Annotated in this window: 23 protein-coding genes; 14 read left to right on the top strand and 9 right to left on the bottom strand. The window is 67.5% G+C overall.

The genetic code is table 11. The annotated features are described in order from the left end of the window. Positions 1–178 precede the first annotated feature (178 nt). The 6 genes from ACIRRA_RS22975 (at position 179) to ACIRRA_RS22950 (ending at position 6,138) form a co-directional block, all read left to right on the top strand. Positions 179–874, top strand: a complete 696-nt coding sequence (locus ACIRRA_RS22975) for a DUF2993 domain-containing protein (protein WP_402771429.1) — start codon at positions 179–181, stop codon at positions 872–874. 90 nt (positions 875–964) lie between these two features. Beyond that, entirely contained in the window at positions 965–1,399 is a 435-nt protein-coding gene (locus ACIRRA_RS22970; protein WP_402771426.1) for a DoxX family protein, read from the top strand. Positions 1,400–1,448: 49 nt separating this feature from the next. Then, on the top strand, positions 1,449–1,991 hold the full coding sequence (locus tag ACIRRA_RS22965; protein WP_402771423.1) for a dihydrofolate reductase family protein: 543 nt from the start codon (positions 1,449–1,451) through the stop codon (positions 1,989–1,991). 71 nt (positions 1,992–2,062) lie between these two features. Continuing rightward, the gene (locus ACIRRA_RS22960; protein WP_402771420.1) at positions 2,063–3,763 is read left to right on the top strand and encodes a protein kinase; all 1,701 of its coding nucleotides are present in this window, start codon (positions 2,063–2,065) and stop codon (positions 3,761–3,763) included. Positions 3,764–3,907: 144 nt separating this feature from the next. Next, positions 3,908–5,305, top strand: coding sequence for a polysaccharide pyruvyl transferase family protein (locus ACIRRA_RS22955; protein ID WP_402771417.1), 1,398 nt, complete (start codon positions 3,908–3,910; stop codon positions 5,303–5,305). Further along, positions 5,302–6,138, top strand: a complete 837-nt coding sequence (locus tag ACIRRA_RS22950) for a glycosyltransferase family 2 protein (protein WP_402771414.1) — start codon at positions 5,302–5,304, stop codon at positions 6,136–6,138. The genes ACIRRA_RS22955 and ACIRRA_RS22950 overlap by 4 nt, the downstream gene beginning before the upstream one ends. 6 nt (positions 6,139–6,144) lie before the next feature. On the opposite strand, the gene ACIRRA_RS22945 is transcribed toward ACIRRA_RS22950, so the two are convergent. Both ACIRRA_RS22945 and ACIRRA_RS22940 read right to left on the bottom strand, forming a co-directional pair. Continuing rightward, on the bottom strand, positions 6,145–6,768 hold the full coding sequence (locus tag ACIRRA_RS22945; protein ID WP_402771412.1) for an MspA family porin: 624 nt from the start codon (positions 6,766–6,768) through the stop codon (positions 6,145–6,147). A gap of 240 nt (positions 6,769–7,008) precedes the next feature. Beyond that, positions 7,009–8,106, bottom strand: a complete 1,098-nt coding sequence (locus ACIRRA_RS22940) for a transferase (protein ID WP_402771409.1) — start codon at positions 8,104–8,106, stop codon at positions 7,009–7,011. Positions 8,107–8,120: 14 nt separating this feature from the next. On the opposite strand from ACIRRA_RS22940, the gene rfbC reads away from it, so the two are divergent. Continuing rightward, complete coding sequence (gene rfbC, locus ACIRRA_RS22935) at positions 8,121–8,690, top strand: dTDP-4-dehydrorhamnose 3,5-epimerase (protein WP_402771407.1); 570 nt, start codon at positions 8,121–8,123, stop codon at positions 8,688–8,690. Here the strand turns inward: rfbC and ACIRRA_RS22930 are convergent. From ACIRRA_RS22930 to ACIRRA_RS22915, 4 genes are read right to left on the bottom strand one after another with little or no spacing between them, the layout of a single operon-like run. Then, positions 8,674–9,702: an NAD-dependent epimerase/dehydratase family protein gene (locus ACIRRA_RS22930; RefSeq protein WP_402771404.1), complete on the bottom strand. Its 1,029-nt coding sequence runs from the start codon at positions 9,700–9,702 to the stop codon at positions 8,674–8,676. The genes rfbC and ACIRRA_RS22930 overlap by 17 nt on opposite strands. 3 nt (positions 9,703–9,705) lie before the next feature. Continuing rightward, a complete protein-coding gene (locus ACIRRA_RS22925; protein WP_402771401.1) occupies positions 9,706–10,356 on the bottom strand; it encodes a PIG-L deacetylase family protein in 651 nt (216 codons plus the stop codon). Beyond that, positions 10,353–11,135, bottom strand: coding sequence for a sugar phosphate nucleotidyltransferase (locus tag ACIRRA_RS22920; RefSeq protein ID WP_402771400.1), 783 nt, complete (start codon positions 11,133–11,135; stop codon positions 10,353–10,355). The genes ACIRRA_RS22925 and ACIRRA_RS22920 overlap by 4 nt, the downstream gene beginning before the upstream one ends. Beyond that, positions 11,132–12,397 (bottom strand): methyltransferase domain-containing protein, encoded by a 1,266-nt coding sequence (locus ACIRRA_RS22915; RefSeq protein ID WP_402771452.1) that lies wholly within the window; start codon positions 12,395–12,397, stop codon positions 11,132–11,134. The genes ACIRRA_RS22920 and ACIRRA_RS22915 overlap by 4 nt, the downstream gene beginning before the upstream one ends. Positions 12,398–12,914: 517 nt before the next feature. Between ACIRRA_RS22915 and ACIRRA_RS22910 the strand changes: the two genes are divergently transcribed. The 3 genes from ACIRRA_RS22910 (at position 12,915) to ACIRRA_RS22900 (ending at position 16,612) form a co-directional block, all read left to right on the top strand. Further along, entirely contained in the window at positions 12,915–14,426 is a 1,512-nt protein-coding gene (locus tag ACIRRA_RS22910; RefSeq protein WP_402771397.1) for a sugar transferase, read from the top strand. 159 nt (positions 14,427–14,585) lie between these two features. Next, positions 14,586–15,812, top strand: coding sequence for a cytochrome P450 (locus tag ACIRRA_RS22905; RefSeq protein WP_402771395.1), 1,227 nt, complete (start codon positions 14,586–14,588; stop codon positions 15,810–15,812). A gap of 71 nt (positions 15,813–15,883) precedes the next feature. Further along, on the top strand, positions 15,884–16,612 hold the full coding sequence (locus tag ACIRRA_RS22900) for a TetR/AcrR family transcriptional regulator (RefSeq protein WP_402771392.1): 729 nt from the start codon (positions 15,884–15,886) through the stop codon (positions 16,610–16,612). Between the two features lie 12 nt (positions 16,613–16,624). On the opposite strand, the gene ACIRRA_RS22895 is transcribed toward ACIRRA_RS22900, so the two are convergent. The 3 genes from ACIRRA_RS22895 to ACIRRA_RS22885 form a co-directional block, all read right to left on the bottom strand. Further along, entirely contained in the window at positions 16,625–17,083 is a 459-nt protein-coding gene (locus ACIRRA_RS22895; protein ID WP_402771389.1) for a GNAT family N-acetyltransferase, read from the bottom strand. 21 nt (positions 17,084–17,104) lie between these two features. Then, positions 17,105–19,333, bottom strand: a complete 2,229-nt coding sequence (locus ACIRRA_RS22890; RefSeq protein ID WP_402771386.1) for an MMPL family transporter — start codon at positions 19,331–19,333, stop codon at positions 17,105–17,107. 140 nt (positions 19,334–19,473) lie between these two features. Then, positions 19,474–20,865, bottom strand: coding sequence for a threonine/serine exporter ThrE family protein (locus ACIRRA_RS22885; protein ID WP_402771449.1), 1,392 nt, complete (start codon positions 20,863–20,865; stop codon positions 19,474–19,476). Between the two features lie 132 nt (positions 20,866–20,997). On the opposite strand from ACIRRA_RS22885, the gene ACIRRA_RS22880 reads away from it, so the two are divergent. The 4 genes from ACIRRA_RS22880 to ACIRRA_RS22865 all read left to right on the top strand — a co-directional run bounded on the left by ACIRRA_RS22880 (position 20,998) and on the right by ACIRRA_RS22865 (position 25,232). Beyond that, complete coding sequence (locus ACIRRA_RS22880) at positions 20,998–22,896, top strand: acyl-CoA dehydrogenase (RefSeq protein WP_402771384.1); 1,899 nt, start codon at positions 20,998–21,000, stop codon at positions 22,894–22,896. A gap of 224 nt (positions 22,897–23,120) precedes the next feature. Then, entirely contained in the window at positions 23,121–23,417 is a 297-nt protein-coding gene (locus tag ACIRRA_RS22875; RefSeq protein ID WP_402771381.1) for a hypothetical protein, read from the top strand. Positions 23,418–23,535: 118 nt separating this feature from the next. Continuing rightward, positions 23,536–24,603 carry a catalase family peroxidase gene (locus tag ACIRRA_RS22870; protein WP_402771379.1) on the top strand — a complete coding sequence of 356 codons (1,068 nt, stop codon included), beginning with the start codon at positions 23,536–23,538 and terminating at the stop codon, positions 24,601–24,603. Then, positions 24,600–25,232 carry a cytochrome b gene (locus ACIRRA_RS22865; protein WP_402771376.1) on the top strand — a complete coding sequence of 211 codons (633 nt, stop codon included), beginning with the start codon at positions 24,600–24,602 and terminating at the stop codon, positions 25,230–25,232. The genes ACIRRA_RS22870 and ACIRRA_RS22865 overlap by 4 nt, the downstream gene beginning before the upstream one ends.

Below are 25,232 nucleotides of genomic sequence, written 5' to 3'. Positions count from 1 at the left end.
CGCTGAACGCCTTCGACATCACCTTCGAAGGCCGACTCACCGCCGGACGGAAATAACTCAATCAACCCGAGTTACACCGTTATCTGGACAGACCCTACGCCGGACCCGGTGGCGGGTCGGAGGCGGCGGATGGTCGCGATCGACAGCATGATGGTGGGATGGCTGAGCGGGTGAGTGTATGCGTGCGTTGTTGATGTTGGTGGTTGTGCTCGCGATTGCGGCGGTCGTGGGCGACCGGGTCGGGGTCGTGGTGGCGCAGAACGAGATCGGGCGCCGGATTACCACCGGGTACAACCTTCCACAGCAGCCGCGCGTGGAGATCGGTGGCTTCCCGTTTCTGACGCAGGCTTTCGACGGCAGTTTTCATGACATCGATATCAGGGTCGGCGACTGGAGTGGACAGCAGATTTCTGTTCACAATCTCGATGTCAGCCTGACCGATGTATCTGCGCCGCTGAGTGATGTGGTGCACGGCCGTACCTCGAATCTGGTTGCTGCGACGGCGACTGCGACAGCTCTGGTTCCGTACGACACCGTGCAGGCTTCTGCCCCGGAGGGGGTGGAGTCGATCTCCTATGCTCCGGACGGACTGCGCGTCACGGGAACGTTTTCGGTGGAGGGTCTTTCGGTGCCCGCGACGGTGGTCGTCACTGTCGCGCCGACCGAGGACGGCATCGTGGTCACTCCGGTCTCGGTCCAGGCCGCAGCCGGTGGCCCGACGATTCCGCTGGCCCTGCTACAACGAAATCTCACCTTCACCGTGCCATTGCAGCGGCTGCCGCTCGGCGCCCAGCTGACGTCCATTCAGCCGAGCGCCAACGGCCTGCAGGTAACCGCCGTCGCTCACACCGTGCGCTTCTCCGACCTGGCGTAAGAACACTCCCGCCCCGGGCGCTGTCACATTTCCCGCGTGTCGATGGTCGAGGAGATGACACCGAAGAGTGCATCTCGACAGGAGAAGACCATGGCCACCATCACGCAGCAGATCTCGCACCGGACCACTCCGGCCGCGCGGGGCCGGATTCGCACGTACGCCTACTGGGCGTGCACGGTGAGTCTGGCGTTCATGATGGTCAGCGGCGCCTACGGCGAGTACACCCAGCAGTACGGGACCCTGGAAACCCACACGATTCTGGGGTATCCCATCTACTTCCTCACACTCATCGCAACGTGGAAACTGCTGGGCAGCGCCGCGATTCTGGTTCCCGGCTTCCCGCGCTTGAAGGAATGGGCCTATGCCGGAATGTTCTTCAACATGACCGGAGCCTTCATCTCGCACCTGGTCGAGCGCGACTACGGTGCCGCCGGCATGCATCTGACCGTCACCGCCGCCATCGTGGTACTGGTCCTCGCGTCCTGGGCGCTGCGGCCCGCGGACCGCATGCTCCCGTGCCGATAGTCCCCGCCGCCGTCGATGAGTTTGCGCCTCCCGACCCGTCTCCACCCCCATGATGCAGGTTTTGTGGCACATCACGATGTCAGTGGACGGGTTCATCGCACCGGAGGACGACTCCACCGAGTGGATGTTCGGGCACGGGGCCGCGGGCCCGCTCGGGGTGGAGGCGATGCGGCGGACCGGGGCCGTCTTGTCCGGGCGACGCGGATACGACCTGGGCAACAGGCCCGGGACCGGCGATCGGAAACTGTACGGGGGCATGTGGTCCGGGCCGATATTCGTGCTCACCCATCGGCCCGGGGAGGCGCCGCACGATCCCGATGTCACTTTCTTGTCCTGCGGTGTCGCGGAGGCGGTCGCCACGGCGAAGGCCGCCGCGGGGGAGGGCGACGTCGGTATCTTCGGCGCGAATCTGGCCCGGCAATGCCTCGAAGCCGGGCTCGTGGACGAGATCGTCATGCACCTCGTGCCGGTTCTGCTCGGTCGTGGAGTGCGTCTGTTCGAAGGGACCGCGCCGGTTCGGCTGCGCAAGCTGCGCTGCGATGACTCCGGCCAGATCACCGATCTCCGATTCCAGGTCGAGCCCGGCGATTAACGCCGACGCCGCGCTGCCGGATCTGGGTTACGGTGATCGGCGGGCACGATGTGGTCGGAGGTAGGCAGGCTGTGGGGCGGACACTCGTGCAGGGGCAGGTTTTCGCGGGGTACACCGTTGAACGGCTGCTCGGGGTGGGCGGGATGGGTGAGGTCTATCTCGCGCAGGACCGGGATCTGCCACGCTCGGTGGCCTTGAAGCTCTTGGCTTCCGGCAAGGCCGACGATCCCGAGGTACGGGCGCGCTTCCTCCGGGAGGCCGATACCGCTGCGCGACTGTCGCATCCGAACATCGTCGCGGTGTACGCGCGGGGCAACGACGACCACCGCCTCTGGATGGCCATGCAGTACGTCGAGGGCACCGATGCGTCGGCGATCCTGCGGGAGGGCCCGATTCGGCCCGACCACGCGGTGCGCATCATCGGGGAGACCGCGCGGGCACTGGACCACGCGCACCGCGCCGGCGTGCTGCACCGGGATGTGAAACCAGCCAATATCCTACTGGCCTGGGGCCCGGATCAACGGGTGTACCTGGCGGACTTCGGCATTGCGAAGGCCGTCGACCACACCAGCGGGTTGACCCGGACCGGCGAAATGTACGCCAGCTTCCAGTACGCCGCACCCGAACAGTTCGAACTGCGCAGCGACACCGACCATCGGGCGGACGTCTACGCCCTGGGCTGCACGCTGTTCCACATGCTCACGGGTCGGCTGCCGTATCCGGGCGAGAGCACGGCACAGCTGGTGGCGGCCCACCTCGGCGCCGAGATTCCCCGGCCGAGCCTGGTGCACTCCGGCGTTCCCGCCGCCTTCGACGCCGTCATCGATCGGGCGCTGGCCAAGAACCGGGACCAGCGCTTCGGCAGCTGCGGGGAACTGGCCGCGGCCGCCGAGCAGGCACTCACGGCCACCGCGGGCCCCTGGGGGCCGGGGTTCCGCCAGGATGGACCCGCCGAGCAAGGCAGCCTGCCGCCGAATCCCGCTGCGGCGCAGTGCCGGATGGGCTTCGACCCCAGCAAGTTCACCGGCGCGACCACCGAACCAAGCATGCCCACCCAGCCCGCGCCGGTCCCGTACGGTGAGCTGCCGACCGAGCTCAATGCGCAGCGTCCACGGTTCGCGGCGCCGCAGACCCAGATCACGCCTCAGCAGGTCCCGCCCACCGCGCCGCCGCTGCGGTACCACGGCCCGGCCGGCAGCGACCCGCATCCCGTCGACACCACCTCTGCTCCGCCCGCCTCGCCGCGCCGCCGCGCCCGCAAGGTTCTCCTCGGCGCCTTCCTGGCCGCCCTGCTGCTCGCCGGTGGATTGGGCGTCGGATTCGGAACGGGCGCAATCCATTTCGGTAACCGAGGCGGCGGCTCCATCTCCCCGCCGCCGGTAGCCGGTGACGCCTCCCAGGCCGCAGCCACCAAGGCCGCCTGCGACTACGCCGAACTCATGACCACCTACGACTACAGCAACGGCGACGACTGGCAGTCCAAGGTCATCGCGGGCGCGACCGGCACCTGGAAATCCGAGGCCGAGACGCTACTGCCGACCATCCGCGTGCTGCTGGAGTCGGATTCCGAGCACACCCGCGCCGCCGACGCGGCCTGCACGGTGACCTCGGGCAGCAACACTCATTACGATCTGGCCGTCGACGTCACCCAGATCAACTCCACCCAGGGCAAGGCCGACACCACCAACCACCAGAAGATCACCCTGTCCATGGACTACGTGGACGGTAAGTGGCTGTGCAGCAATCTGGTGAGCCCCCTGTTCCCCAGCTGACCGGTCGGTTCGCCCGCGTCGATGATCCTGCAACTGAAACGTTTTCGCACTCTGGGACCCCCGCTGTGTATAGCGCGAAGCACTGGACGTGCGATAGATTCGCTGCGGATTCGTGCTCGGAGCGGGCGTCGGAAGGAATCGAGCGTGGGGAACTCTGGCGCGGGGGATGGTGCCGGGAAAATAAAGGTGCTCGTCGACAATGGCGAGTACTGGTTACGCAATCGCGGCGACATCGCCATGATGGTGATGACCGTCGAACGCCTACGGGAACGCTGGCCGCACGCCCGCATCGGCATGCTCACCGACGAACCCCACGTTCTGCGCGGCGTCCTGCCGCAGGCGGAACCCGTGCCCGCCCACGCCGGCGGGCACTGGGGCAGGAGCGGTCTCGCGGGTCGGCTGGAGGAGGCGGCCGGAGTCCACCTGCTCGGCCCCGCCGCCATGCGCTGGCGCTCCGCCACCGAGGTGCCCAAGCACTATCTGCGCGGGGCCAAGAACTGGGCTCGCAAGGAGGTCCGCGTCCTCACCGCGGGCGGTCGGGAACCCGAACCCGCCGGCATGCCCGACCTGCCGCCGGTGCCCGCCGCCCTCGTCGACGCGGACCTGGTCATCGCCCAGGGCGGCGGCTACATGACCGATGTCGACCTCTACCAGGCTCATCGCACCCTCAATCTGCTGGAAGCCGCCCAGCGCCATGGCATTCCGAATGTCATGATCGGCCAGGGGTTGGGCCCCATGCGCGATGCGCACCTGCTTCGCCGCGCCGCCGAGGTGCTGCCGGGCGCCGATCTCATCGCCCTGCGCGAGGGTCGGCGCGGCCCCGAGCTGCTGGCCGAACTCGGCGTCGCCGCCGAGAAAATCGTGGTCACCGGCGACGACGCGGTGGAGTTCGCCTATCGCCTGCGGCGGCCCGGCATCGGCACCGATCTCGGCCTGTGCCTGCGTATTTCGGACTATTCCAAGGTGAGCGACTCGGCCCGCGACACCCTCGGCGTGGTGGTGCGCCGCGAGGCCGCCGAGCTGAACACCGCGCTGGCCCCGCTCATCATCTCCGAATACGATGACGAGGACCGCCGGCACACGCTGCCGCTGCTCACGGGCGCGGCGAGCACCCGGCCCGTCATCGGGCGTGCGGGCACCGCGCAGGACGTGGCGCGTCAGGTCTCGCGCTGCCGGGTGCTGGTGACGAGCGCCTACCACCTCGCGGTTTTCGCACTCTCCCAGGGCATTCCAGCCGTGGCTGTAACGGCGTCGGAGTACTACGACGACAAATTCTATGGGTTGGCCGACATGTTCGGCGCGGGCGCGGCCGGGGCCGGTCTGCGCATCGTGCACCTGGACGTGGACAACCTCGACGCCGAACTGTCACGTGCGATTCGCCAGTTGTGGGAGTCCGCGCCAGAACTGCGGGATACGCTGCAGCAGAGGGCAGTTGAACAGATCGACGCCGGCCGCGCGGGTCTGGATCGGGTGTACGGGCTCGTGGCAGGAGGTGAGGGCGCACCCGGCGAACCAGCCGAACCAGTTCAGGGGGAACGATGAAGAACCTTTCGGTGTGCGTCCCGGCCTACAATTCCGGCCGCACCCTGGAGACGACGCTGCACTCGATTCTGGACCAGGACACCGACATCGAGGTGCTCGTCCTGGACAATGCCAGCTCCGACGACACCGGCGCCATCGCGAAATCCTTCGACGACCCGCGGGTGCACGTCCACCGCAACGAGGACACCCTGCCCATCGGTGAGAACTGGAACAAGGCCGTCTCGCTGACCTCGGGCCGCTTCGTGAAGGTGGTCTGCGCCGACGACATCCTGCTGCCCGGCTCTCTCGACAAGCAGCTGGAGATCATGGGCGACAACGGCATCGCCATCTGCTCGTCCAAATTCCAGGTCATCGACGAACACGGCGCGGTCGAGGAGACGGACCTGGGCCTGCCGAACCTGCTGGGCCGCCGCAACGCCCGCGCCCTCATGCGCACCATCGTGCACCGCGGCCCCGCCGACTTCGGCCCCACCGCGGCGGCGATCTTCCGCCGCCAGGACTTCGATCGGGTGGGCGGTTTCCGCGGCGATCTGGTCTTCCCGATGGACGTGGACCTCTTCGCCCGCGTGTGCGCCTTCGGCGACTTCTACGGCATGCCGGACATCCTTGCCGCCTGGCGTAATTCGAGTTTCAACCTGTGCAGCCAGACCTCGACGGTCAGCAAGCTGACCGAGATGCTGCGCTTCCATCACCGCCTGGGCGCGGAGTACCCGCAGTACGTCGGCCGCGGCGCGGTCCTCGGCGGCGACTGGCGGCTGGTGCGCGCCGCCGCCGAGCGGGTGCGGGTCCGGACGATCGCGACCGCACTGCGCCGCCCGGACCTGCTGCACTGACAACCGCTAGATGCTCGACAGCGGCCCGTAGGCGACAACGGTGTCGCCGCCGCTGCTCACCAGCCGCACGAACGGCCGGATGGTGGTGGTGCCCAGCACCCCGGACACGGTGCCGTGGAAGCCGGACATGGTGATGCAGCCCTCGGTGCCGGACACATCGCCGCCAGCGGCGTCCACCGACTGGATGCCCGGGCCGAAGCCGACGTCGAGGGTCACGCCCAGCGTCGGAATCAGGTTGAAGACATCGGCTTTGGGGTCATTGCCGATCTCCAGCTCCAGGCCGGGAGTCTGGTACTGGAATTCCAGCTTGCCCGACAGCGTGGCCGGATAGCCGACCTGGTAGCCGAGGGTGATGTGGCCGGTCCACGGGTCGCCGGCCGGGAGGCCGACCTTGAAGCAGGCCTTGCCGCTGTGGAACCACTCCCGGGTGAGCGGATTCCCGTCCAGCGGCGGCACAAAATCGATCTTGGTATCTGCGGAGATGGCCTGGACCGTCCGGCCCTGCTGGTCGACGATCGAATTGGTGGCGTCGACTGCGGCCGTGGAGGCGCCGCCGCTCAGAACCAGGCCGATGGTGCCCGCTACCGCGACGGTCGCGGTGCGAGAGAGCGCAGTCATGTTGTTGCGCATGATGAATCCCATTCCCTCATCAGGTATTGCTGCGTATTGCCCACGCGTGTTTGATGATTCCCCAGTGCTACGGGACGCGAGACGACGTCCCCGGTCCCCTCGGCCGATGATCGACCCCCACGCTGAGACTATCCCACTCGATTACCCTGCGTGTGGCCGCAATCGCATGATCGGTATCACAGGCCGACGTGGTGCGTGCCCGGCGGATTCAGGCGTGTGCCGGGCGAGATTTGCTGACTTTCATAGCGATTCGGTCACGTCGGTCACCCACTTCCCCTGAAGTTCGGGCCACCGGGACGAAACCTCCGGCAACAGATCGGGCAAAGTCAGGAAAACCCGATCCGGCTGGGCGGCAACGAGTTCCGCCGGAGACAGGATCGGGATGTCGGTACCGGGCATGCGGCGGCCCTGCTTTCCCGGGGAGGCGTCCGCCACCCCGGCCAGCAGGCCGCGATGCGCGCCCGCCAGATGCAGCAGCGCGACCGCGCGCGAGGCCGCCCCGTACGCGTAAACGGTTCTACCGGAGTCGGTTTCGGCCTCCATCCAGGCGCGCAGGGCCTGCGCCTGCCGGTCGGCGGCCCGCTGGAGCCCGCGCACCACCACCGGGTCCGCCACCGCCGCCTCCGCGGCGCGGATCCGCACGATGGCGGGGTCGGGAGCAGCGGGCGCGTGCACCGCCGCCACCAGCACCGTGCCGCCATAGAGCGGGAACTCCCACGCGGTCACCGCCACCAGCCCGGCCGGGTGCAGCAAGCCCTGTAGCGAAGCCATCGTGTAGTAGGCGAAATGCCCGTGCCGCAACGCATTCCACTGCCCCTGCCGCACGATGGCGTGCAGGGAGTGGAACTGCAGCAGCAGCACTCCGCCCGGCGCGGTGGCCGCCGCGCGCTGCGCGAAGGCGACCCCCTGATGGGGCTCGTGCATGATGCCGAAGCAGTCGATCACCACATCGGCGGGACGATCGGTGACCCGGTACCCGAGCTCGGTCAGCAGCGGCAGCCAGCTGCCGCCGTGCGGGCTGCCGAACTCTCGCACCGTCCCGCCGCCCGGCAAAAGGCCCGCCGCGGCCACCCGGGCCACCGCGTCCGCCGCCTGATCCCGCAGCGCCTGCGGCTCCACACCACGCGGTTCGGCGGTGACGGTGTCGTCCTCGGCCAGCTGCGCCAGCCCGCACATGGCGCACATGTCCATGGCCAGCGGATGCGCCGCCTCGGCCGTACCGGCCGCCGAGTCGAGACTCGGAAAGTTGTCTGCCGCAGGCATTTTCCCGAGATCCAGCACCCGGACCAGTGGTCCCAGCCCGCAGCCGCGACACCCGTACCGCGGTTCGCCGGTCATGGCACGATGACCTGGTGCGTATCGAATCGACCGACCTCGCCGACGTCCTGATCCTGATCCCGCAGCCGTTCCGCGATGATCGCGGCCTGTTCACCAGAACCTTCGACGCCGAGGAGTTCGACGCCCACCTGGGCACGCCGGGGGTGTCGGCGACTTTCGTGCAGGACTCGCAGTCGCGCTCGCACCGGGGCGTCGTGCGCGGTATGCACGGCCGCTCCGGGCGCGGCGAGGCCAAACTGGTGCGCTGCGCGCACGGCGCGGTGCACGACGTGCTCGTCGACATCCGCACGGATTCGCCCACTTTCGGCCGCCGGCAGGCATTCCTGCTGGACGACACCGACTTCCGGCACCTCTACGTCCCGCCCGGCTTCCTGCACGGCTTCCAGGCTCTCACCGAGGTGGCCGATGTGTGCTATCGCATCGACCGCCCGCACGACCCGGCCGAGGACTTGGGCGTCGCCTATGACGATCCCGACCTGGCCATCGCCTGGCCGCAGCCGGTGACCGTGGTGTCGGAGCGGGACGCGGGCGCGGGCTCGTGGCGCGCGTTGCTCGCCGCCCTTCACCTCACACCCCGGTCCTGATCCGGCGCAGCTCGTCGTTCAGCACCCCGGTCTCCTTGAGCGACTTCAGCCACGCCAGGCGGGTGAAACGCTGGAAGAAGGCCCCGGCGGTGAGCCCGCGCGCGAGGTACTCCCGATACAGCTCGGCCGCGCCGTCCGGAATGCTCCACTCCGCGTCGAAGCCGAGTTCCTTGCGGGCATAACCGAAGTCGACCCGGTACGAGCGCGGGTCCGCGCCACTCTCGCCGGTGATGACCAGCGTGGATTCCGGGACCACGTCGACCACCGCCTGCGCGATCTGCGCGACCGTCAGATTATTGGCCTCGGTGCCGACGTTGTAGGCGCGGCAGTGCACGGCCTCGTCGGGCGCCTCCAGACAGGCGGCGAAGGCGCGCGCGATGTCCTGCGCGTGCACCAGCGGCCGCCACGGCGTGCCGTCCGAGAGCACCTTCACCTCACCGGTCAGCACCGCGTACCCGACCAGATTGTTGAGCACGATATCGGCGCGCAGGCGCGGCGAGAACCCGAATGCCGTGGCATTGCGCAGGAATACGGGGGAGAACCCGGAGTCGGCGATGGCGGCCACATCGTCCTCGACCCGGACCTTCGACTCGGCGTAGGGGGTGAGTGGACGCAGCGGTGCGTCCTCGGTCACCAGGCCGTCTCCGGCCGCCCCGTACACCGAACACGTGGACGCGTACAGGAATCGGCGCACCCCGGCGTTCTTGGCCAGCCCCGCCAGCCGGACCGACGCGTGATGGTTGATGTCGTAGGTGATCTGGGGCGCCAGCGCGCCCAGCGGATCGTTCGACAACGCCGCGAGATGCACCACGGCATCGAAACCGGCGAGCTGATCGGCGCTCACATCGCGCAGATCCACCGCGAGGGCGGGCGGCGCGGGCGGTGCCTCGCCCAGCACGCAGTCCGCGAAAAGGCCGTTGTCCAGCCCTGTCACCTCATGACCGGCCTGCTGTAGCAGCGGAACCATGACAGTACCCAGATACCCCTGATGCCCGGTGACGAGCACGCGCATGATTTATGCACCTCCGAAAGTGATGGTGGCCTTCTCGAGCAGAAACGCCTCGGCGTGCTGGGCGCGGCACTGCACCCCGCGCAGCCGGGACAGGGCGAGGAAGGACTGCTCATCGAACCAGTCCCGATTGCGCTGTGAGGGATAGTGTTTCACCAATAGCGCGGCTTTGCGCTCCGCGCAGCCCGCGGGCAGCGGATGGAACACCGCCGGCTGCGGGGTGTCGTTCTCCCACTTGAGGATCTCGTAGCCGAGGATCAGGTGATCGCGGAACTCGGTGGGCGCCAGCTCGGCCAGTAGCCGGTGGTCCTGATGGGCGTCCCCGCGCTGCGGCGCGAACACCACCTGGGCCGCGCTGTCGCGGCGCAGCGCGCCCACCGCGTCCTTGACCCGCGCCCAGTGCGCGGGCGCGTAACCGTCCGGCACGTCCAGGATCCGCAGCTCCAGATCCGCACCGGGACAGAAGGATTCGAGCGCGGCCCGCTCCTCGTCGGCGCGCTCGGTGCCCGCGCCGGCGAGCACCACCGCTCGCACCCGCAGGCCCGGCACGGCCTCGGCCAGTGTCAGCAGCGTCCCACCCAGCCCGATGGCGAGATCGTCGCAGTGGGCGGCCAGCAGCGCGATCTCGGTGATCGCACCGGTGTCGAGTCGGATCATGCGGTGCGCTGCTCCCACACCATCCACGGGCGGTCGCCCTGTAGATAGCCGGTATCCAGCTCGGCGCGCTCTTTGAAGGTGTCGGCGGGCTTCCAGAACCCGTGATGCTGATAGCCGAACAGCCGGCCCTGCGCGGCCAGCGCGCCGCAGGCGTCCTCCACCAGATCCCCGCCGGCAGGCAGATGCTCGAAGATCTCCTGCGTCAGCACGAAATAGCCGCCGTTCTCCCAGATCGGCAGCTGCGAGACCGGGGTGATGTTCTTGACCTCCCCGGCCGAGTTCACGTCCACGCAATGGAAGGAGGACTGCGGCGGCACGATCATCATGGCGGCCGCGGCCCCGGAATGCTGGAACTGGGTGATCATCTCGTTCAGTGGGGCGTCGGTGAGCACGTCGGCGTAGTTGGCCAGGAAGTACCGCTCGCCCGCGAGGTGATCGCGCACCCGGCGCAGCCGCTCACCGATGGGCGACTCCACCCCGGTGTCGACGAAGGTGATGGTCCAGTCGCTGATGTCGGACTGCAGCAGCTCCACTTTGCCGCCGCGGATGACGAAGTCGTTCGACACCGACTCCTGGTAGGTGAGGAAGAAGTTCTTGATGTGCGCGGCGCCGTAACCCAGGCACAGCACGAAGTCCTTGTGCCCGAAATGCGCGTAGTAGCGCATGACATGCCAGATCAGCGGGCGCGGGCCCACCATCTGCATCGGCTTGGGGATCACGTCCTCGGTGCCGTTGCGCATCCGCATGCCGTAGCCGCCGCAGAACAGTACGACCTTCACTTCGCTTGCCTTCCTGCATGAGTGGATGCGGCGGCGTCGTCGAGCGTCGCATGATGAAGGTGGGGGAGCGGGTAGACGATCTCGCCACCCCAGTCGGTGACGTGGCGCAGCTGTGCGGTGATCTCCCGTTCCAGATTCCAGGGCAGCACCAGCACCACGTCGGGGCGGTCGGCGTCGATCCGCTCCGGTTCGTGTATCGGAATGCGGGTGCCGGGTGTGAACCGTCCATGTTTGTAGGGGTTGCGGTCGACGGTGTACTCGAGCAGGTCGGTGCGGATGCCGCAGTAGTTGAGCAGGGTGTTCCCCTTGCCGGGGGCGCCGTAGCCCACCACGCGCTTGCCGGATGTCTTGGCGTCGAGCAGGAATCGCAGTAGATCCTGGCGCACCTGCTCGGTGTCGGGTCGCAGTTCGAGGTAACCGGCGACCTCGTGCAGACCGGCATCGGCCTCCAACTGCAACACCTCGGCAACCCGGGTGCCGGGGGTGCTCACGCCCTCGGGGCGAGCCCAGACGCGCAGTGAACCGCCGTGTGTGCCGATCAGTTCGCAGTCGACCACGGCCAGGCCGGCGGTGGCCAGGGCCCGCTGGGCCGACAGCAGCGTGTAGTACTGGAAGTGCTCGTGATAGATGGTGTCGAACTGGGCCAGCGCTACCAGGTTGAGCGCGTGGTGCACCTCGATGGACAGCCAGCCGTCGTCGGCCATGAGCGCACGCAGTGATCTGGTGAACCCCAGCAGATCGGGGATGTGGGCGTAAACGTTGTTGGCTACCACCAGGTTTGCCGGTCCGCGTTCGGCGCGCACCCGGGCGGCCAGGTCCTCGTCGAGGAAGGCGGTTTCGGTGGGTACGCCCTTGTCGCGTGCTGCCGCACCAACATTCACCGACGGTTCGATGCCCAGGCACGGGATGCCGGCGGCGACGGCGTGCTGGAGGAGATACCCGTCGTTACTCGCCACCTCAATAATGAAACTATTATAGGTCAGATTTAGCTGTGTGATTGCCTGATCTACGAAGTGGTTTGCATGCTGAACCCAGCTATCCGAAAATGACGAAAAGTATGCATATTCCGTGAACGTTTCCTCCGGTGTGATGAGCGCCGGAATCTGCAGCAGCAGGCAGTTTTCACAGAGCCTCAGGTGCAGCGGATATGTCGGTTCGCACAGGTCCAGTTCGTCGGCGGTGAGGAATTTTTCGCACGGCGGTGTGGCGCCTAGATCGAGAATGCTGCGCAGACGATCGGAGTGGCAAAGACGGCATTGCACGAAGTTCCCCACCTTTCACCGAGTTCGGGCTGCCCGCGCAGCTCCGGATGACCTGTGGTCGGCTCGGTCCGGCCTTACGTTACAACAGGATTGCGTGGTGTTCGGGTGCCGGGCGAGTGACCGATGGTGCCAAAACAAGTGAATTTCTGCGACCCGCAGAACTTGGCGTCCGGTCGGCAAACGCTCGAGCCTTGCAGTGCAAGGGTTTCGACCAGCTCACACGGTGGATCTTGCGTAGTTCAACCTGCGATTTTGCGAATAGGGGAAATAGGGGGATCGGTACGGGGAACCGGTCGTCGCGAAACCCGTTACTTTTCGGAAACGTTGGGGCCCTGTGGGTTACATCCTGCGCGCCACCGTGGTTGTGTAACATTCGGCATCTGGCCACCGAAACACTCGGCGGCCACATCGGTTGTCATGGTCCTGAAAGCCCTTGGGAAACCGGCGTCAGCCCGTCGTGGAACTGATCAGCGGGGATCGGAACCGAGTTCTCCCGTGGGGGAGGTGCGTTCGTTTCATGAGTTACGAAATTTCTGCCGGTCGCGCCGTGCACGCGTATCGGCCTCCACGTCCCGAGCCGCGCTCGGATCGTGAACGCTGGCAGGCGGATTACGCGCGCCGGCTGTTTATTAGTGACTTAATCGTTCTAGTTCTTTCCATCGGATTTGCCCAATGGATTCGCTTCGGCGGCGCGGGGGCCGAGCCGCCACTGGCCTCCCAGTTGCCACTGGAAGTTCGCTACACCATGGTGTCGGCCGTGCTGGCCCTGGCGTGGTCGATCACGCTGACCCTCAGCGGCACCCGATCGCCACGCGTAATCGGCAGTGGCACAGAGGAATACCGGCGCGTGGTGGCCGCGTCCCTGAAGCTGTTCGGTGGGATAGCCATTGTTTCGCTGCTGCTTCGGGTCGACATCGCTCGCGGCTATCTCGCCATCGCCCTGCCGCTCGGCATGATCGGTCTCATGGTGGAGCGGCGGATCTGGCGGCGCTGGGTGGCCGGGCGCCGCGCCCGCGGCCACTACCGCACCGCCATGCTGGTGGTCGGCAGCCCGGAGGCGGCGCGGGCCATGGTCGCGGCCTTCTCCCGCGATCGTGACTCCGGATATCAGGTGATCGGGATGTGCACCCGGGACGAGGGAGCGCACGCGGACGCCGCGCTGGAGGTGGGCGGACGGGAGATCCCGGTTGTCGCAAGCGATCACGCCGTGATCGAGGCGGTCCGGCGGACGGGGGCCGACACCGTCGCGGTCACCGCCACCGACAACCTCGGCCCGGCCGACTTCCGCCGGATGGCCTGGGAGCTGGACGAACTGGGCGCCGAACTGATCGTGACACCGGGTCTGGTGGACATCGCCGGCACCAGGCTCACCCACCGGGTGGTCGCCTCCATGCCCATGCTGCACGTGGAGAAGCCGCAGTACGACCGCGCGAAGTCGATTCGCAAGGGTGTCTTCGACTTCTGCTTCGCCTGCGCCGCCCTGCTGGCCATCGCCCCGGCGCTGGCCGTCATCGCGCTCGCGGTGAAGGTCACCAGTCGCGGTCCGATCTTCTACCTCTCCGAGCGGATCGGCCGGGACGGGCGGCCCTTCCGGATGATCAAGTTCCGCAGTATGTACGCCGACGCCGAGGCGCACATCAACGCGCTCATCGAGAGCAACGGCGGCAACCCGCTGTTCTTCAAGGTTCGCGATGATCCGCGGGTGACCTCGGTGGGCAAGGTCATCCGCAAATACTCACTCGACGAGCTCCCGCAGTTCTTCAACGTGCTGCGCGGCGAGATGAGCATCGTCGGCCCGCGTCCCCAGGTCCAGCGCGAGGTCGACTCCTACGACGGCGTCATGCGCCGCCGCCTGCTGGTGAAACCCGGCGTCACCGGTCTCTGGCAGGTCAGCGGCCGGTCGGATCTGACCCCCGAGGACGCCATGCGCCTCGATCTGTCCTATGTGGAGAACTGGTCCATGGTCCTGGACCTGCTCCTGATCGCCAAGACGATTGGCACGGTGACCAGGGGCGATGGAGCGTACTGACCGCTAATTCCGAAACCGTCGCGCCCGCTGCCTTTCTCGCAGCGGGCGCGTCTTGTTCCGGTCCGGCAGAATCTAGTGAACGGGTTTTAGTAAAAGGTGTTCACAAACCCTGGTGTGGTGTGGTTCACTCGTTGTCGAACGTGTTCCAAAGGAGGTTCCGTGTCCGCGCCGTCCATCCCCACCGGTTTCGACTTCACCGACCCTGACCTGCTCGCGCAGCGTCTGCCGGTCGAAGAGTTCGCAGCACTCCGCAAGCAGGCCAAGCCCTTCTGGGTGCCGCAGGCCAACGGCCTCACCGGCTTCGACGATGGCGGTTACTGGGCCGTCTCCCAGATGGATGACATCAAGGAGATCTCCAAGAGCCCGGAGACCTTCTCCAACGAGGAGAACACCGCGGTCATCCGCTACTACGGCGACATCGCCCGCGAAGAGATCGAGGTGCAGCGCTACCTGCTGCTGAACATGGACCCGCCGCGCCACACCAAGCTGCGCCGGATCATCTCCAAGGGCTTCACCCCGCGCGCCATCGAGTCGCTGCGCAACGCGCTGCGCGAGCGCGCCGAGCGAATCGTGCACGAGGCCAAGAAGAACGGCTCGGGCAACTTCGTCGAACAGGTCGCGTGCGAACTGCCGCTGCAGGCCATCGCCGAGCTCATCGGCATCCCGCAGGAAGACCGCGGCAAGATCTTCGACTGGTCCAACCAGATGATCGGCTACGACGACCCCGAGTTCAACGGTGACCACAAGGTCGCCGCCGCCGAGGTCATGGGCTACTCCTGGAACCTGGCCGAGCAGCGCCGCGCCTGCCCGATGGACGACATCGCCTCCACCCTGCTGGAGGCCGACATCGACGGCGAGTCGCTGGCGTCGGACGAGTTCGCCTGGTTCGTGATCCTGCTGTCGGTCGCCGGCAACGAGACCACGCGCAACGCCACCACACATGGCATGAAGGCCTTCGTGGACAATCCGGATCAGTGGGAGCTCTACAAGGAGCAGCGTCCGCGCACCGCTCCCGACGAGATCGTCCGTTGGGCCACCCCGGTCATCGCCTTCCAGCGCACCGCCATCGAGGACGTCGAGCTCAGCGGCCAGCTGATCCAGAAGGGCCAGCGCGTCGGCATGTTCTACAGCGCGGCCAACTTCGACGAGAACTACTTCGAAGACCCGTACAAGTTCAATGTGCTGCGCAACCCCAACCCGCACGTCGGCTTCGGCGGTACCGGCACCCACTACTGCGTGGGCGCGAATCTGGCTCGCCTGCAGCTGGATCTGATCTTCAACGCGATCGCCGACGTCATGCCGAACCTGCACCAGATCTCCGAGCCGGTGCGGCTGCGCTCGGGCTGGCTCAACGGCATCAAGAGCTGGGAAGTCGCGTACGAATGAGCGGCCGGGCCCCGAGGAGGTAGTGTGCGTAATCCGGTAGGGGCCCCGTTCTTTCGAAATATGGAGTCAGCATGAGTGAACCTCGCCGACGCGGGCGGGTGCCGGCGGTCAGCGACGCCGACATCCGTCGCGTCGCGCGGTCACTGCTGGTCGACCAGGGGCCCGACGCGATCACGCTGCGGGCCATCGCGCGGGAGCTGGGCATCACCGCTCCCGCGCTCTACCGGTACTACGAATCCCGCGACGACCTCGTCGCCGCCGTCCGCACCGACGTATGCGCCGATCTGGCAAAGGATTTGGAAGCCGCCATCGAGGGTCTCCCCGACGACGCGGGCGTCCGCTTCTTCGCCATCTGCCGCGGCTTCCGCCGCTGGGCCCTCGCCCACTCCCGCGAATTCACCCTGGTCTTCGCCTCCCCGGTCGGGGCCGGAATCACCAGCGCCATGCAGCAATTCGGCGAACCGGTCGGCCGCATCTTCCTCGGCGCCGCCGGCCGCCTCCTCACCGACTACGACGTCGTCACCCCGCCCACGGCCCTCATCCCGCCCGAACTCCGCGACGACCTCGTCAAATTCCAGACCGACCTGCTGCGCGTTCTCGCCGACTCCGGCCAGAAGTTCCCCGCCGAAAAACTCGACCTCGGCGTCAGCTACGTCATGATCCAGTTCTGGGCCCGCCTCTACGGCCACGTCACCCTTGAGGTCTTCGGCAACTACCCCATCCCGGTCAGCCACCCCGACGTCCTCTTCGACTCCACCCTGGCCGACATCGGCCGCGGCATCGGTCTCGTCGCCGACTGATCAGCCCACTTTTCAGTGGGCGCGGCGCATGAAGCGTTCGCAGTCGTCGTCGGGTGATGGTCCGGCGTCGACGAATCCGTGGCGGAGATACAGGGCGATCGCACTGTCGTTGCCGGACTTGACCGAGAGCACGACGTCGCGCCGGCCCGCCCAGTCCACGACCGCACGCACGGCCGCGTCGCCCACCCCGCGGCCGCGAGCCGACTCGGCGACCCACAGCGAGATCAGTTCTGCCGCATCGTCGTCCCGGATGTAGGCGCCGGCCATCCCGACGGGTGTGCCGTCCAAACGAACGATGAAGTTGAGGGGGACATCGGTCAGACGGGCGCGCCAACGCTTTTCGGTGTCGCCGGGGCCGCTCCACTCGGCGAGGGTCGAACCGAAGGCCGACGCCGATTCGGTGAGGGCCCGCAGCCGCAGCTCGCGCCAGAGGGGCCAATCGTCGGGGCGGAGGGCCTGGATTTCGATCATGATCTCGGGTCCTGGGATGAATCAGCTTCGGGCGTCGGCCAATTCGGTGCGGAGGTGGGCGGGTTCGTCGCGCAGGACGGGTTCGCTCAGGCCGACGCGCTGCTGGATGCGCTTCATCCAGGCCGGCGCCCACCAGACGCGGTCGCCCAGGAGCTTCATGGTGGCGGGGACCAGGAGCATGCGCAGGACGGTGGCGTCGATGATCAGGGCGGCGATCATGCCGTAGGCGATGTACTGCATGAGGACCAGGTCGGAGAAGGCGAAGGCGCCGGTGACCACCAGCAGGATCATGGCGGCGGCGGTGATGATGCGGCCGGTCTGGGCGGTGCCGGAGCGGATGGCCTCCTCGGTGGTCGCGCCGCGCGCGCGGGCTTCGACCATGCGGGACACCAGGAAAACCTCGTAGTCGGTGGAGAGGCCGTAGATGATGGCGATGATCAGGAACAGGATGTTGGCCTGAATCGGCTGGGGGGTGAAGTTCAACAGGGTCGCGCCGTGGCCCTCGGTGAAGATCCAGGTCAGGATGCCGAGCGTGGACCCCAGGCCGAGCACGCTCATGAAGGCGGCTTTCAGCGGGAGGACCAGGGATCCGAAGGTGAGGAACATCAGCAGCGTGGTCATGGCCAGCACCAGCAGGATCATCAGGGGCAGCCGTTTCAGCAGCGCGGCGATGGCGTCGTGCTGAACCGTCGGCACGCCGCCGACCAGCACGGTCATATCGTCGGGGACCGGCAGCGCCCGCAGATAGTCGATGGTCTTGTCGTACTTGGTGGAATCGATCAGATACGCCTGGCTGCGATAGACATTCGGCTGCGTCTGGGAGCGGGTCGGAATCTCGAAACCGGTCGAGAGCCCGGTGGTGACCAGCCCGGGAGCGCGACTCGCCTGTTCGATGAAGGGGCCGACCTCGGTGCTGTCACTGGCGGTGATGAGCAACTCGATCGGGTCGGGCTTGCGGAGCGGGAAATAGGTGTCGATCTGCTGCTGGGCAACACGAGTCGTATTGTCCGGTGGCAGATACTTCTCACTGAAGCCGCCGAAGGCGATATTGCGGACCGGCACGATCAGTACCAGCAATCCGAGGATCAGGACCGCGGTGATCTCGCGGGGATGCCGCATCACCCAGCTGGTGGACCGGCCCCAGAAGCCCTGCTCCACCTCTTGCGCCGAATCGGTACGGCGGAATCGCTTGATGCCCAGGGCATTCACCCACGGCCCGAGGATCGCCAGCATGGCGGGCAGAATCGTGACGGCCGTCAGCGCCGCCAGAGTGACGGTGGCGATCGCGCCGTACGCGATGGACTTGAGGAAACCCTGCGGGAACAGCAGCATGCCGCCCAGGCTGGCGACGATCATCGTGGCCGAGAACAACACCGTGCGGCCCGCGGTCATCACCGCGCGCCGCACTGCTGCGGGCGTGTCGTATCCGGCGGCCACTTCCTCGCGGAACCGGCTCACGATGAACAACGCGTAGTCGATGGCCAGGCCCAGGCCGATCATCGAAACGACCGGCGCCACGAAGGAATTCACCTCGGTCACATTGGTGATCGCCCGGACGATGCCGTTCGCGCCCAGAATCGTCAGCACGCCCATCAGCAGCGGCAGCGCCGCGGCGACCACACCGCCGAAGATGAAGAACAACAGCACCGCCACCGCCGGAATGGCCAGCAGTTCCATGCGATGGGTATCGGCCGAAATGGTGTCGGTCAGGGCGGTCGAGACCGGCTGCAGGCCACCGACGTACACCTTGATACCCGGAATCGAGAACGCGTCCTTCACGGTCGTGGCGGCACCGTCCTTCAACGCGACGGAGGCGACCGCGCGGGTCCGGTCCTTGGTGGCGAAGGCCGCGGAGGAACCCCGGATGGCGGAGACCTCGGGCCAATACGTGGCGTACACGCCGGCGATGTCGTTCGGGAAGTGCTGGGCGAGCCCGTTGAGGCTCTCCACGATCGGCTCGCTCACGTCCGGATCGTCGACGGTCTTCCCGTCGGGCGCCTGATACAGCACGATCACATCGGCGGCGTGGTTCGGTCCGAACGCATTGGCGGCCAGCACCGCGGCCTGCGCGGACTCCGAGTTCGGATCGTCCAGACCGCCCGCGCTGAGTCGGCTCTCGAAACCCCAGGCGTAGCCGCCGAGACCGAGCAGGGCGGCCGCCACGATGCCCAGAACGAGAAAACGGTGGTTGGCTACGAGTTTTCCCCATAGCGCGAAGACATCGCGGTCACGCGGGCCTCTCGTGGTCATACTGCACGGTAGCAGTCAAGATCACGAGGAGTGAAAAGCGTTGTATCAGAATACAATAAGTGAATTCAGAAACGTGATATAGCGATAGAAAACAAGTATGGATCGTGGTGAAAAGGCCATGTCGAATCGCCGTGTTGTGATCACCCGGAGCTGAGCCGTGGACGGCGCAGCGAGCCCATGCGCTTCACGATGCGGGGCCGGCGCAGATCGCGGGCCATCCACTCGCCCAGGGTGACACCGGCCGCCAGCGCCAGGCCGACGGCGAACGCACTGAACAACTGGTTGAGCCCGACGATCAATTCGTCATTGAGCAGCGCGTAGAGGCCGCGATAGACGCGCAGACCGGGAAGCAGGGGAGTGATCCCCGCGACCGCCACCACCAGCGGGGGAGTCAGGGCGCGGCGGGCCAGCAGACCACCGGCCAGGCCCACCACCGTGGCCGCCACACCCGACGACACGATCGGGCCGAATCCGAAATGCTGGACCAGAAGATAAACGATCGTGGCCGCCGCACCGCTGAACGCCGCCGCCGCGACGGCCCGCCGTTCCGCATAGCAGGCGAGCGCGAAGGCCGCCGAGGTGAGCGCGCCCGCGAGCAGCTTCAGCGGCAGATTGTTCAGATCGCGGGTCGAGGTCATGTCGGCTATCGGAACCGTCGCCTCGAACACCTCCGCCACCCGCAGGGTGAACGCGATACCGGCGATGATGCCGCCGGTCATCATGATCACTTCCAGCATGCGCGCCGACGCCGTTATCGGCGCGCCGGTAATGGCGTCCTCGACCGCGCCGACCAGCTGTAAACCGGCCAGCAGCACCGTGATTCCGGCGGCGATGATGAGCGCGGGGTCCAGATGCAGGCTCTTGGCGAAGGTGGAGACCAGGACCGCGGGCACGGTGGCGATGATGCCGCCCACCATGTGCTGGAAGAAGAACGGCAGGCCGCGCCGATTCAGGACCCGGTTGGTGCGATCGATCATGGTGGTGGCCGCGAAGCTCAGCAGGGCAACGAGCAGTCCGCCATTGAGCAGCAGCGCCACCGCCGCGGCCATGACCGCCCAGCCGACCGTCGCGAGCCACCGCGGATACGGATGCGGCGCGGTGGTGATCTCGTCCAGCGCCGCGAGCGCCTCCTGCGGCGGCACCAGTTCACGGCGGATGCGGCGGGTCAGCCGGTCGGCCGCCGCGAGGCGGGTGAAGTCGAGCGATCGGTAGTGCACGACGCGCATGGTGCTGTAGGGCGGCAGACGCGGTCCCCGGTCGGCGGAGATGCGAATCGAGTTGTAGGTGACGTCGATATCGCATTTGGACAGGCCGTAGGTGGCGGCGATGAATTCGATCTGAGTGGTGGTGTCCATGACCGCGGTACCGGACGCCAGCACCACCTCGCCCACCCGCTCGGCCAGATCCATCACCTCGGTGACCGTCGCGTCATCGGTGAGGTCGATCGGCTGCACCGGGGCGGGCGCCTCGACCACGGTGTCGACGGTCGCGCGGCGGTCCGCGACCAGCCGGTCCACCGCTCCGTCCAGCATCCGCCGCCACCGGGCGCGCAGCCCGGAGGGCGCCTCCGACTCGGTAGCCACATCGGTGCTCACATACAGAAACGTACACGGGTGCGAGAGATCACCGGGGCGAGCAGGTCCAGGGCAGTAGTGTTTTCGAGTATGCCGACGAGCGGCGTTTCGATTGCGGACGAGCTCCGCGCGGCACTCGACGGCCCCTGGCGTGACGTGCGCGAACGAGCGCGGGGCATCCTCGACGACGATCGCCTCTACGGCGACCCCGCCCTCGACATCAAGGCGGCGCGGGCGCGCGTGCTGGAACAGATGCAGCTGGTCGCCTCCTTCGGCTGGGTCGAGGGTGGCTTCCGCCACCCGGACGGCAGCCCTGGTGACCCGGGAGCGGTGGTCACCGCGTTGGAGATGCTGGCCTACACCGACCTGTCGCTGTGGGTGAAAAGCGGTGTGCAGTGGGGTCTTTTCGGCGGCGCGGTCGAGAACCTGGGCACCGAGCGCCACCGCGAGTACATCGACGAACTGATTCCACTGCGCCTGCTCGGCTGCTTCGCCATGACCGAGACCGGGCACGGCAGCGATGTCGCCAACCTGGAGACCACCGCCACCTACGATCCGGCGACCCGGGAGTTCGTGGTGCACAGCCCGACTCTCTCGGCCCGCAAGGACTACATCGGCGGCGCGGCCGAACACGCCCGTGTGGCAGCGGTTTTCGCGCAGCTGATCACCGGCGGCGAGAGCAAGGGCGTGCACTGCTTCCTGGTGCCCATCCGTGACGAGGCGGGCAGCGACCTGCCCGGGGTGACCACCTCCGACTGCGGCCTCAAGGGCGGCCTGCCGGGCGTCGACAACGGCCGAATCCTGTTCGACCAGGTGCGGATTCCGCGGGAGAACCTGCTCAACCGCTATGCCGACGTCGCACCGGACGGCACCTACAGCTCCGAGATCGAGAACCCCAGCCGCCGCTTCTTCACCACCCTCGTGCGCGGCCGCATCAGTGTCGGCGGCGCCGCCGCCGCGGCCGCACGGGTCGCGCTCAGCATCGCCGTCCGCTACGCCGAGCAGCGCCGCCAGTTCGCCGACCCCGACACCGGCGAGGAGACGGTGCTGCTGGACTACCGCAGCCATCAGCGCCGCTTGCTACCGCTCGTGGCCCGTTCCTACGCACTGGCTTTCGCGCAGAACGATCTCGTACACCGCATGCACCTGGTGCAGACCGGCCAGGCCACCGACCCGCGCGCCCAGCGCGCCCTGGAGAACCGCGCCGCCGGACTCAAGGTCGCCCAGACCCGCCATGCCACCCAGGCGATCCAGGAATGCCGCGAAGCCTGCGGCGGCGCAGGCTATCTCACCGAGAACCGCCTGGTCACCCTCAAGGCCGACACCGACGTGTTCACGACCTTCGAAGGTGACAATGTGGTCCTCACCCAGCTGGTAGCCAAAGACTTGCTGACTGCCTATGCCGATGAGGTCCGCGACCTCGACGCCCTCGGCTGGGTGCGCTTCGCGGCCACCATGGCGCGTGACGTGGTGCGCGAACGATCCGGTGTGCGGCAGATGATCCAGCGCCTGCGCGACCGCAGCGACGAGTCCGTCGACGAGGGCGACCTGTCCCGGCGGTCGGTCCAGTTGCAGCTGTTCGCCGATCGCGAGGACTACATGGTCCGCACCGCCGCGCACCGGCTCCAGGCCCGCGCCGAGGAGACCGGGCCCTTCGAGGCGTTCAACAATGCCCAGGACCACATCCTCGCCGCCGGCACCGCGCACATCGAGCGTTTGGTGCTGGAGGCCTTCATCGACGGCATCGCGGAGATCGAAGACCCGGACGCGCGCGCCCTCGCCGATTCGGTGTGCGACCTGTACGTCTACTGGACCATCGAGCAGAACCAGGCCTGGTACATCATGCACCGGTTCATGTCCGTGGAGCGGGCCAAGGCGGTGCGCCGCGGCGTGAACGAACTCGTCGATCGGCTACGGCCGCAGGCGCTCACCCTGATCGAGGGACTCGGCGTGCCGGAGGGCATGCTGCGCGCCGCCGTGCTCGGCTGACCCCGATCGCCGCCGCAGCTGAATTATATTGCCTCCGTGCATCATTGAGAGGTTGCACACACGCCCCGCCATGATCGGCAGACTGATCGCACCGGCGCTGCGGACACCGAAACCGGTGCCGGCCCTCGTCAGGATCGCCTTGGACCCGGCAACCTGCACCTGACCGTGTCCACCCGCCTCGGCCCGTATTCCGATGCGGCGAAGCGGCAATCGGACGCCTGCGGGTGGTCGACGTGCCCGCGCCGGTGCTGTTCGGCGGTCTCGCCCAGCAGAACGCGGACACGGGGCAGGGCATCGCCCAGGGCTTCCCGAAACCCGTCGCCTGGATCACGGCCATCACCTTCGTGCTGCTGCTCCTGCTCACCGGCAGCGAGGTCCGGGCCTGGCGATGGCCGTGCTCATGGACGCCGCACTCGTCCGCATGGTCCTGGTGTCCGCCTTCATGCGGCTGCTGGGAATCGCCAACTGGTGGACCCGGGCGTCCGCGTCCGCTCCTGGAACGGGCGGCGCTGCGAGAGTGACTCGCGAGTTCTTACGGAACCATGAAGTCATGCCGATACCCGCCGTGTCGGTTGGTGTCCGCAGCCGCCCGCAGGGCATCGTCTCTCTCGTTTCGACGATCGACACGAGGAGATACGAATGGGCGAGGAGAACGGTCCGCTACGCCTGAATCGGCGCGCGCTGCTGGCCGCGGCGGTGATCGCCGGTGCGGGAACCGCCGGCGTCGGCGGATTCCTGTTCGCGGAGAATGCCGTCGGCCCGGCGCGGCTGACCGCCCGGCGCATCGTCGACGGCCTGCAGGCCGCCAACGGTTTCGTCCCGGGCTATCGGCGCAACCATGCCAAGGGCGTCGCGGTGGCGGGACGCTTCGAGAGCAGCGGGGCCGGCACGGAGCTGTCGACGGCCGCGGTGTTCCGGCCCGGCAGCTACCCGGTGAACGGTCGGTTCTCGCTGGCGGGCGGCAAGCCGTTCGCGCCCGACGTTCTCGACGCGCGCCGGGGGCTCGGACTGCGGGTCACCCTGCCCGCCGGTGAGGAATGGCGGCTGGCTCTGCTCAATATCCCCGTCTTCACCGACGCCTCCGCCCAGGACTTCCATGACCGGACCGCGGCCTACGCGCCCGACCCGGCCACCGGGAAACCGGATCCGGAGCGAGTACGCGCCTATCTGGCCACGCATCCGAAAACCGCTGCCGCACTGGAGGTCATCAAGCGGAACCCGCCGACGGCGAGCTTCGCCACCTCGACCTTCCACGGCCTCAACGCCTTCGAATGCATCGACGCGCACGGCACCCGGACTCCGGTCCGCTGGCGGCTCGAACCCGAAACCACCGGTGCCACCGGTGCATCAGGTGACGATCAGCTCTTCACCGGCCTGGTCCGGGACCTCCGCCGGGAATCGCTACGTTGGAAACTGATCGCGGTGGTGGGCACTCGCGGCGCCGATCCGACGCACGACCCGACCATCCCCTGGCCGGCGGAGAGGCGCGGCATCGACACCGGCACACTGGTTTTGACCGGCGTCACGAGCGAGTCCGCGGCCAATGTGCGGGATGTCAACTTCGATCCGCTGGTACTGCCGAACGGCATCGCAGCCTCGGACGACCGTGTGCTGCAAGCGCGCTCGGCCGCCTATGCCGAGTCGTATCGACGCCGGGCGGGCGAGACCGCGACCCGGCAGCCACTGCGGGTGGAGGGTTTGGCATGAGCGGGGCGATGGAACCGGCCGTGACCACGGTCGAGGAATCGGATCCGACGACACCGGACGTGCCGGAAGCCGACGCCACGGCGCCCGCCGAACCCATCGCGCGGGCGGGCCATTTCGACCTCACCACGCGGGTGCTGCACTCGCTGATGGCCGTGCTCCTCGTGGCCATGCTGTTCCTCGGAGCCGCCCTGGTCGGATCGGTCGGGGATTACGGCGTGCTGCTGAGCGTCCATCGGACGGTCGGCATCGCCATCCTGGTGCTCGGCGTGGCGCGGCTGGTCAACCGGTTGCTGCGTCGGGCGCCCGCCCCGGCGGCGCTGTCACCGGCCGAGCGCCGGATCGCGATGGCGTCGGAGCTGTCGTTGTACGTGCTGTTCCTGCTCCAGCCCGTCGTCGGATGGGCGCTGGTGTCGGCTTCCGGGATTCCGGTGCGGATCGGCGGCGGCCTCCACCTGCCCGCGATCGCGCCGGAGAACGCACACCTCTACGCACAGTTGCGCACCCTGCACTCCTGGCTGGCCTATCTGCTGCTGGCCCTGTTCACCGCCCACATGTCCGCCGTGCTGTGGCATGCGATCGGGCTGCGTGACGGGCTGCTGCGGCGCATGCTGCTCATGCGCCGATCCTGA

The organism is Nocardia sp. NPDC101769, assembly GCF_044766925.1.
Taxonomy (GTDB): domain Bacteria; phylum Actinomycetota; class Actinomycetes; order Mycobacteriales; family Mycobacteriaceae; genus Nocardia.
This window is presented reverse-complemented; position numbering and strand designations above follow the sequence as displayed.

What these genes read in the sequence shown, in the direction of transcription:
- ACIRRA_RS22910 (WP_402771397.1), top strand. Translation starts at nt 12,915, where the DNA reads ATGAGTTACGAAATTTCTGCCGGTCGCGCCGTGCACGCGTATCGGCCT.
- ACIRRA_RS22965 (WP_402771423.1), top strand. Translation starts at nt 1,449, where the DNA reads ATGATGCAGGTTTTGTGGCACATCACGATGTCAGTGGACGGGTTCATC.
- ACIRRA_RS22870 (WP_402771379.1), top strand. Translation starts at nt 23,536, where the DNA reads ATGGGCGAGGAGAACGGTCCGCTACGCCTGAATCGGCGCGCGCTGCTG.
- ACIRRA_RS22865 (WP_402771376.1), top strand. Translation starts at nt 24,600, where the DNA reads ATGAGCGGGGCGATGGAACCGGCCGTGACCACGGTCGAGGAATCGGAT.
- ACIRRA_RS22945 (WP_402771412.1), bottom strand. Translation starts at nt 6,768, where the DNA reads ATGCGCAACAACATGACTGCGCTCTCTCGCACCGCGACCGTCGCGGTA.
- ACIRRA_RS22975 (WP_402771429.1), top strand. Translation starts at nt 179, where the DNA reads ATGCGTGCGTTGTTGATGTTGGTGGTTGTGCTCGCGATTGCGGCGGTC.
- ACIRRA_RS22950 (WP_402771414.1), top strand. Translation starts at nt 5,302, where the DNA reads ATGAAGAACCTTTCGGTGTGCGTCCCGGCCTACAATTCCGGCCGCACC.
- ACIRRA_RS22880 (WP_402771384.1), top strand. Translation starts at nt 20,998, where the DNA reads ATGCCGACGAGCGGCGTTTCGATTGCGGACGAGCTCCGCGCGGCACTC.
- ACIRRA_RS22890 (WP_402771386.1), bottom strand. Translation starts at nt 19,333, where the DNA reads ATGACCACGAGAGGCCCGCGTGACCGCGATGTCTTCGCGCTATGGGGA.
- ACIRRA_RS22930 (WP_402771404.1), bottom strand. Translation starts at nt 9,702, where the DNA reads ATGCGCGTGCTCGTCACCGGGCATCAGGGGTATCTGGGTACTGTCATG.
- ACIRRA_RS22970 (WP_402771426.1), top strand. Translation starts at nt 965, where the DNA reads ATGGCCACCATCACGCAGCAGATCTCGCACCGGACCACTCCGGCCGCG.
- ACIRRA_RS22925 (WP_402771401.1), bottom strand. Translation starts at nt 10,356, where the DNA reads ATGATCCGACTCGACACCGGTGCGATCACCGAGATCGCGCTGCTGGCC.
- ACIRRA_RS22900 (WP_402771392.1), top strand. Translation starts at nt 15,884, where the DNA reads ATGAGTGAACCTCGCCGACGCGGGCGGGTGCCGGCGGTCAGCGACGCC.
- ACIRRA_RS22940 (WP_402771409.1), bottom strand. Translation starts at nt 8,106, where the DNA reads ATGACCGGCGAACCGCGGTACGGGTGTCGCGGCTGCGGGCTGGGACCA.
- ACIRRA_RS22895 (WP_402771389.1), bottom strand. Translation starts at nt 17,083, where the DNA reads ATGATCGAAATCCAGGCCCTCCGCCCCGACGATTGGCCCCTCTGGCGC.
- ACIRRA_RS22885 (WP_402771449.1), bottom strand. Translation starts at nt 20,865, where the DNA reads ATGCTGGACGGAGCGGTGGACCGGCTGGTCGCGGACCGCCGCGCGACC.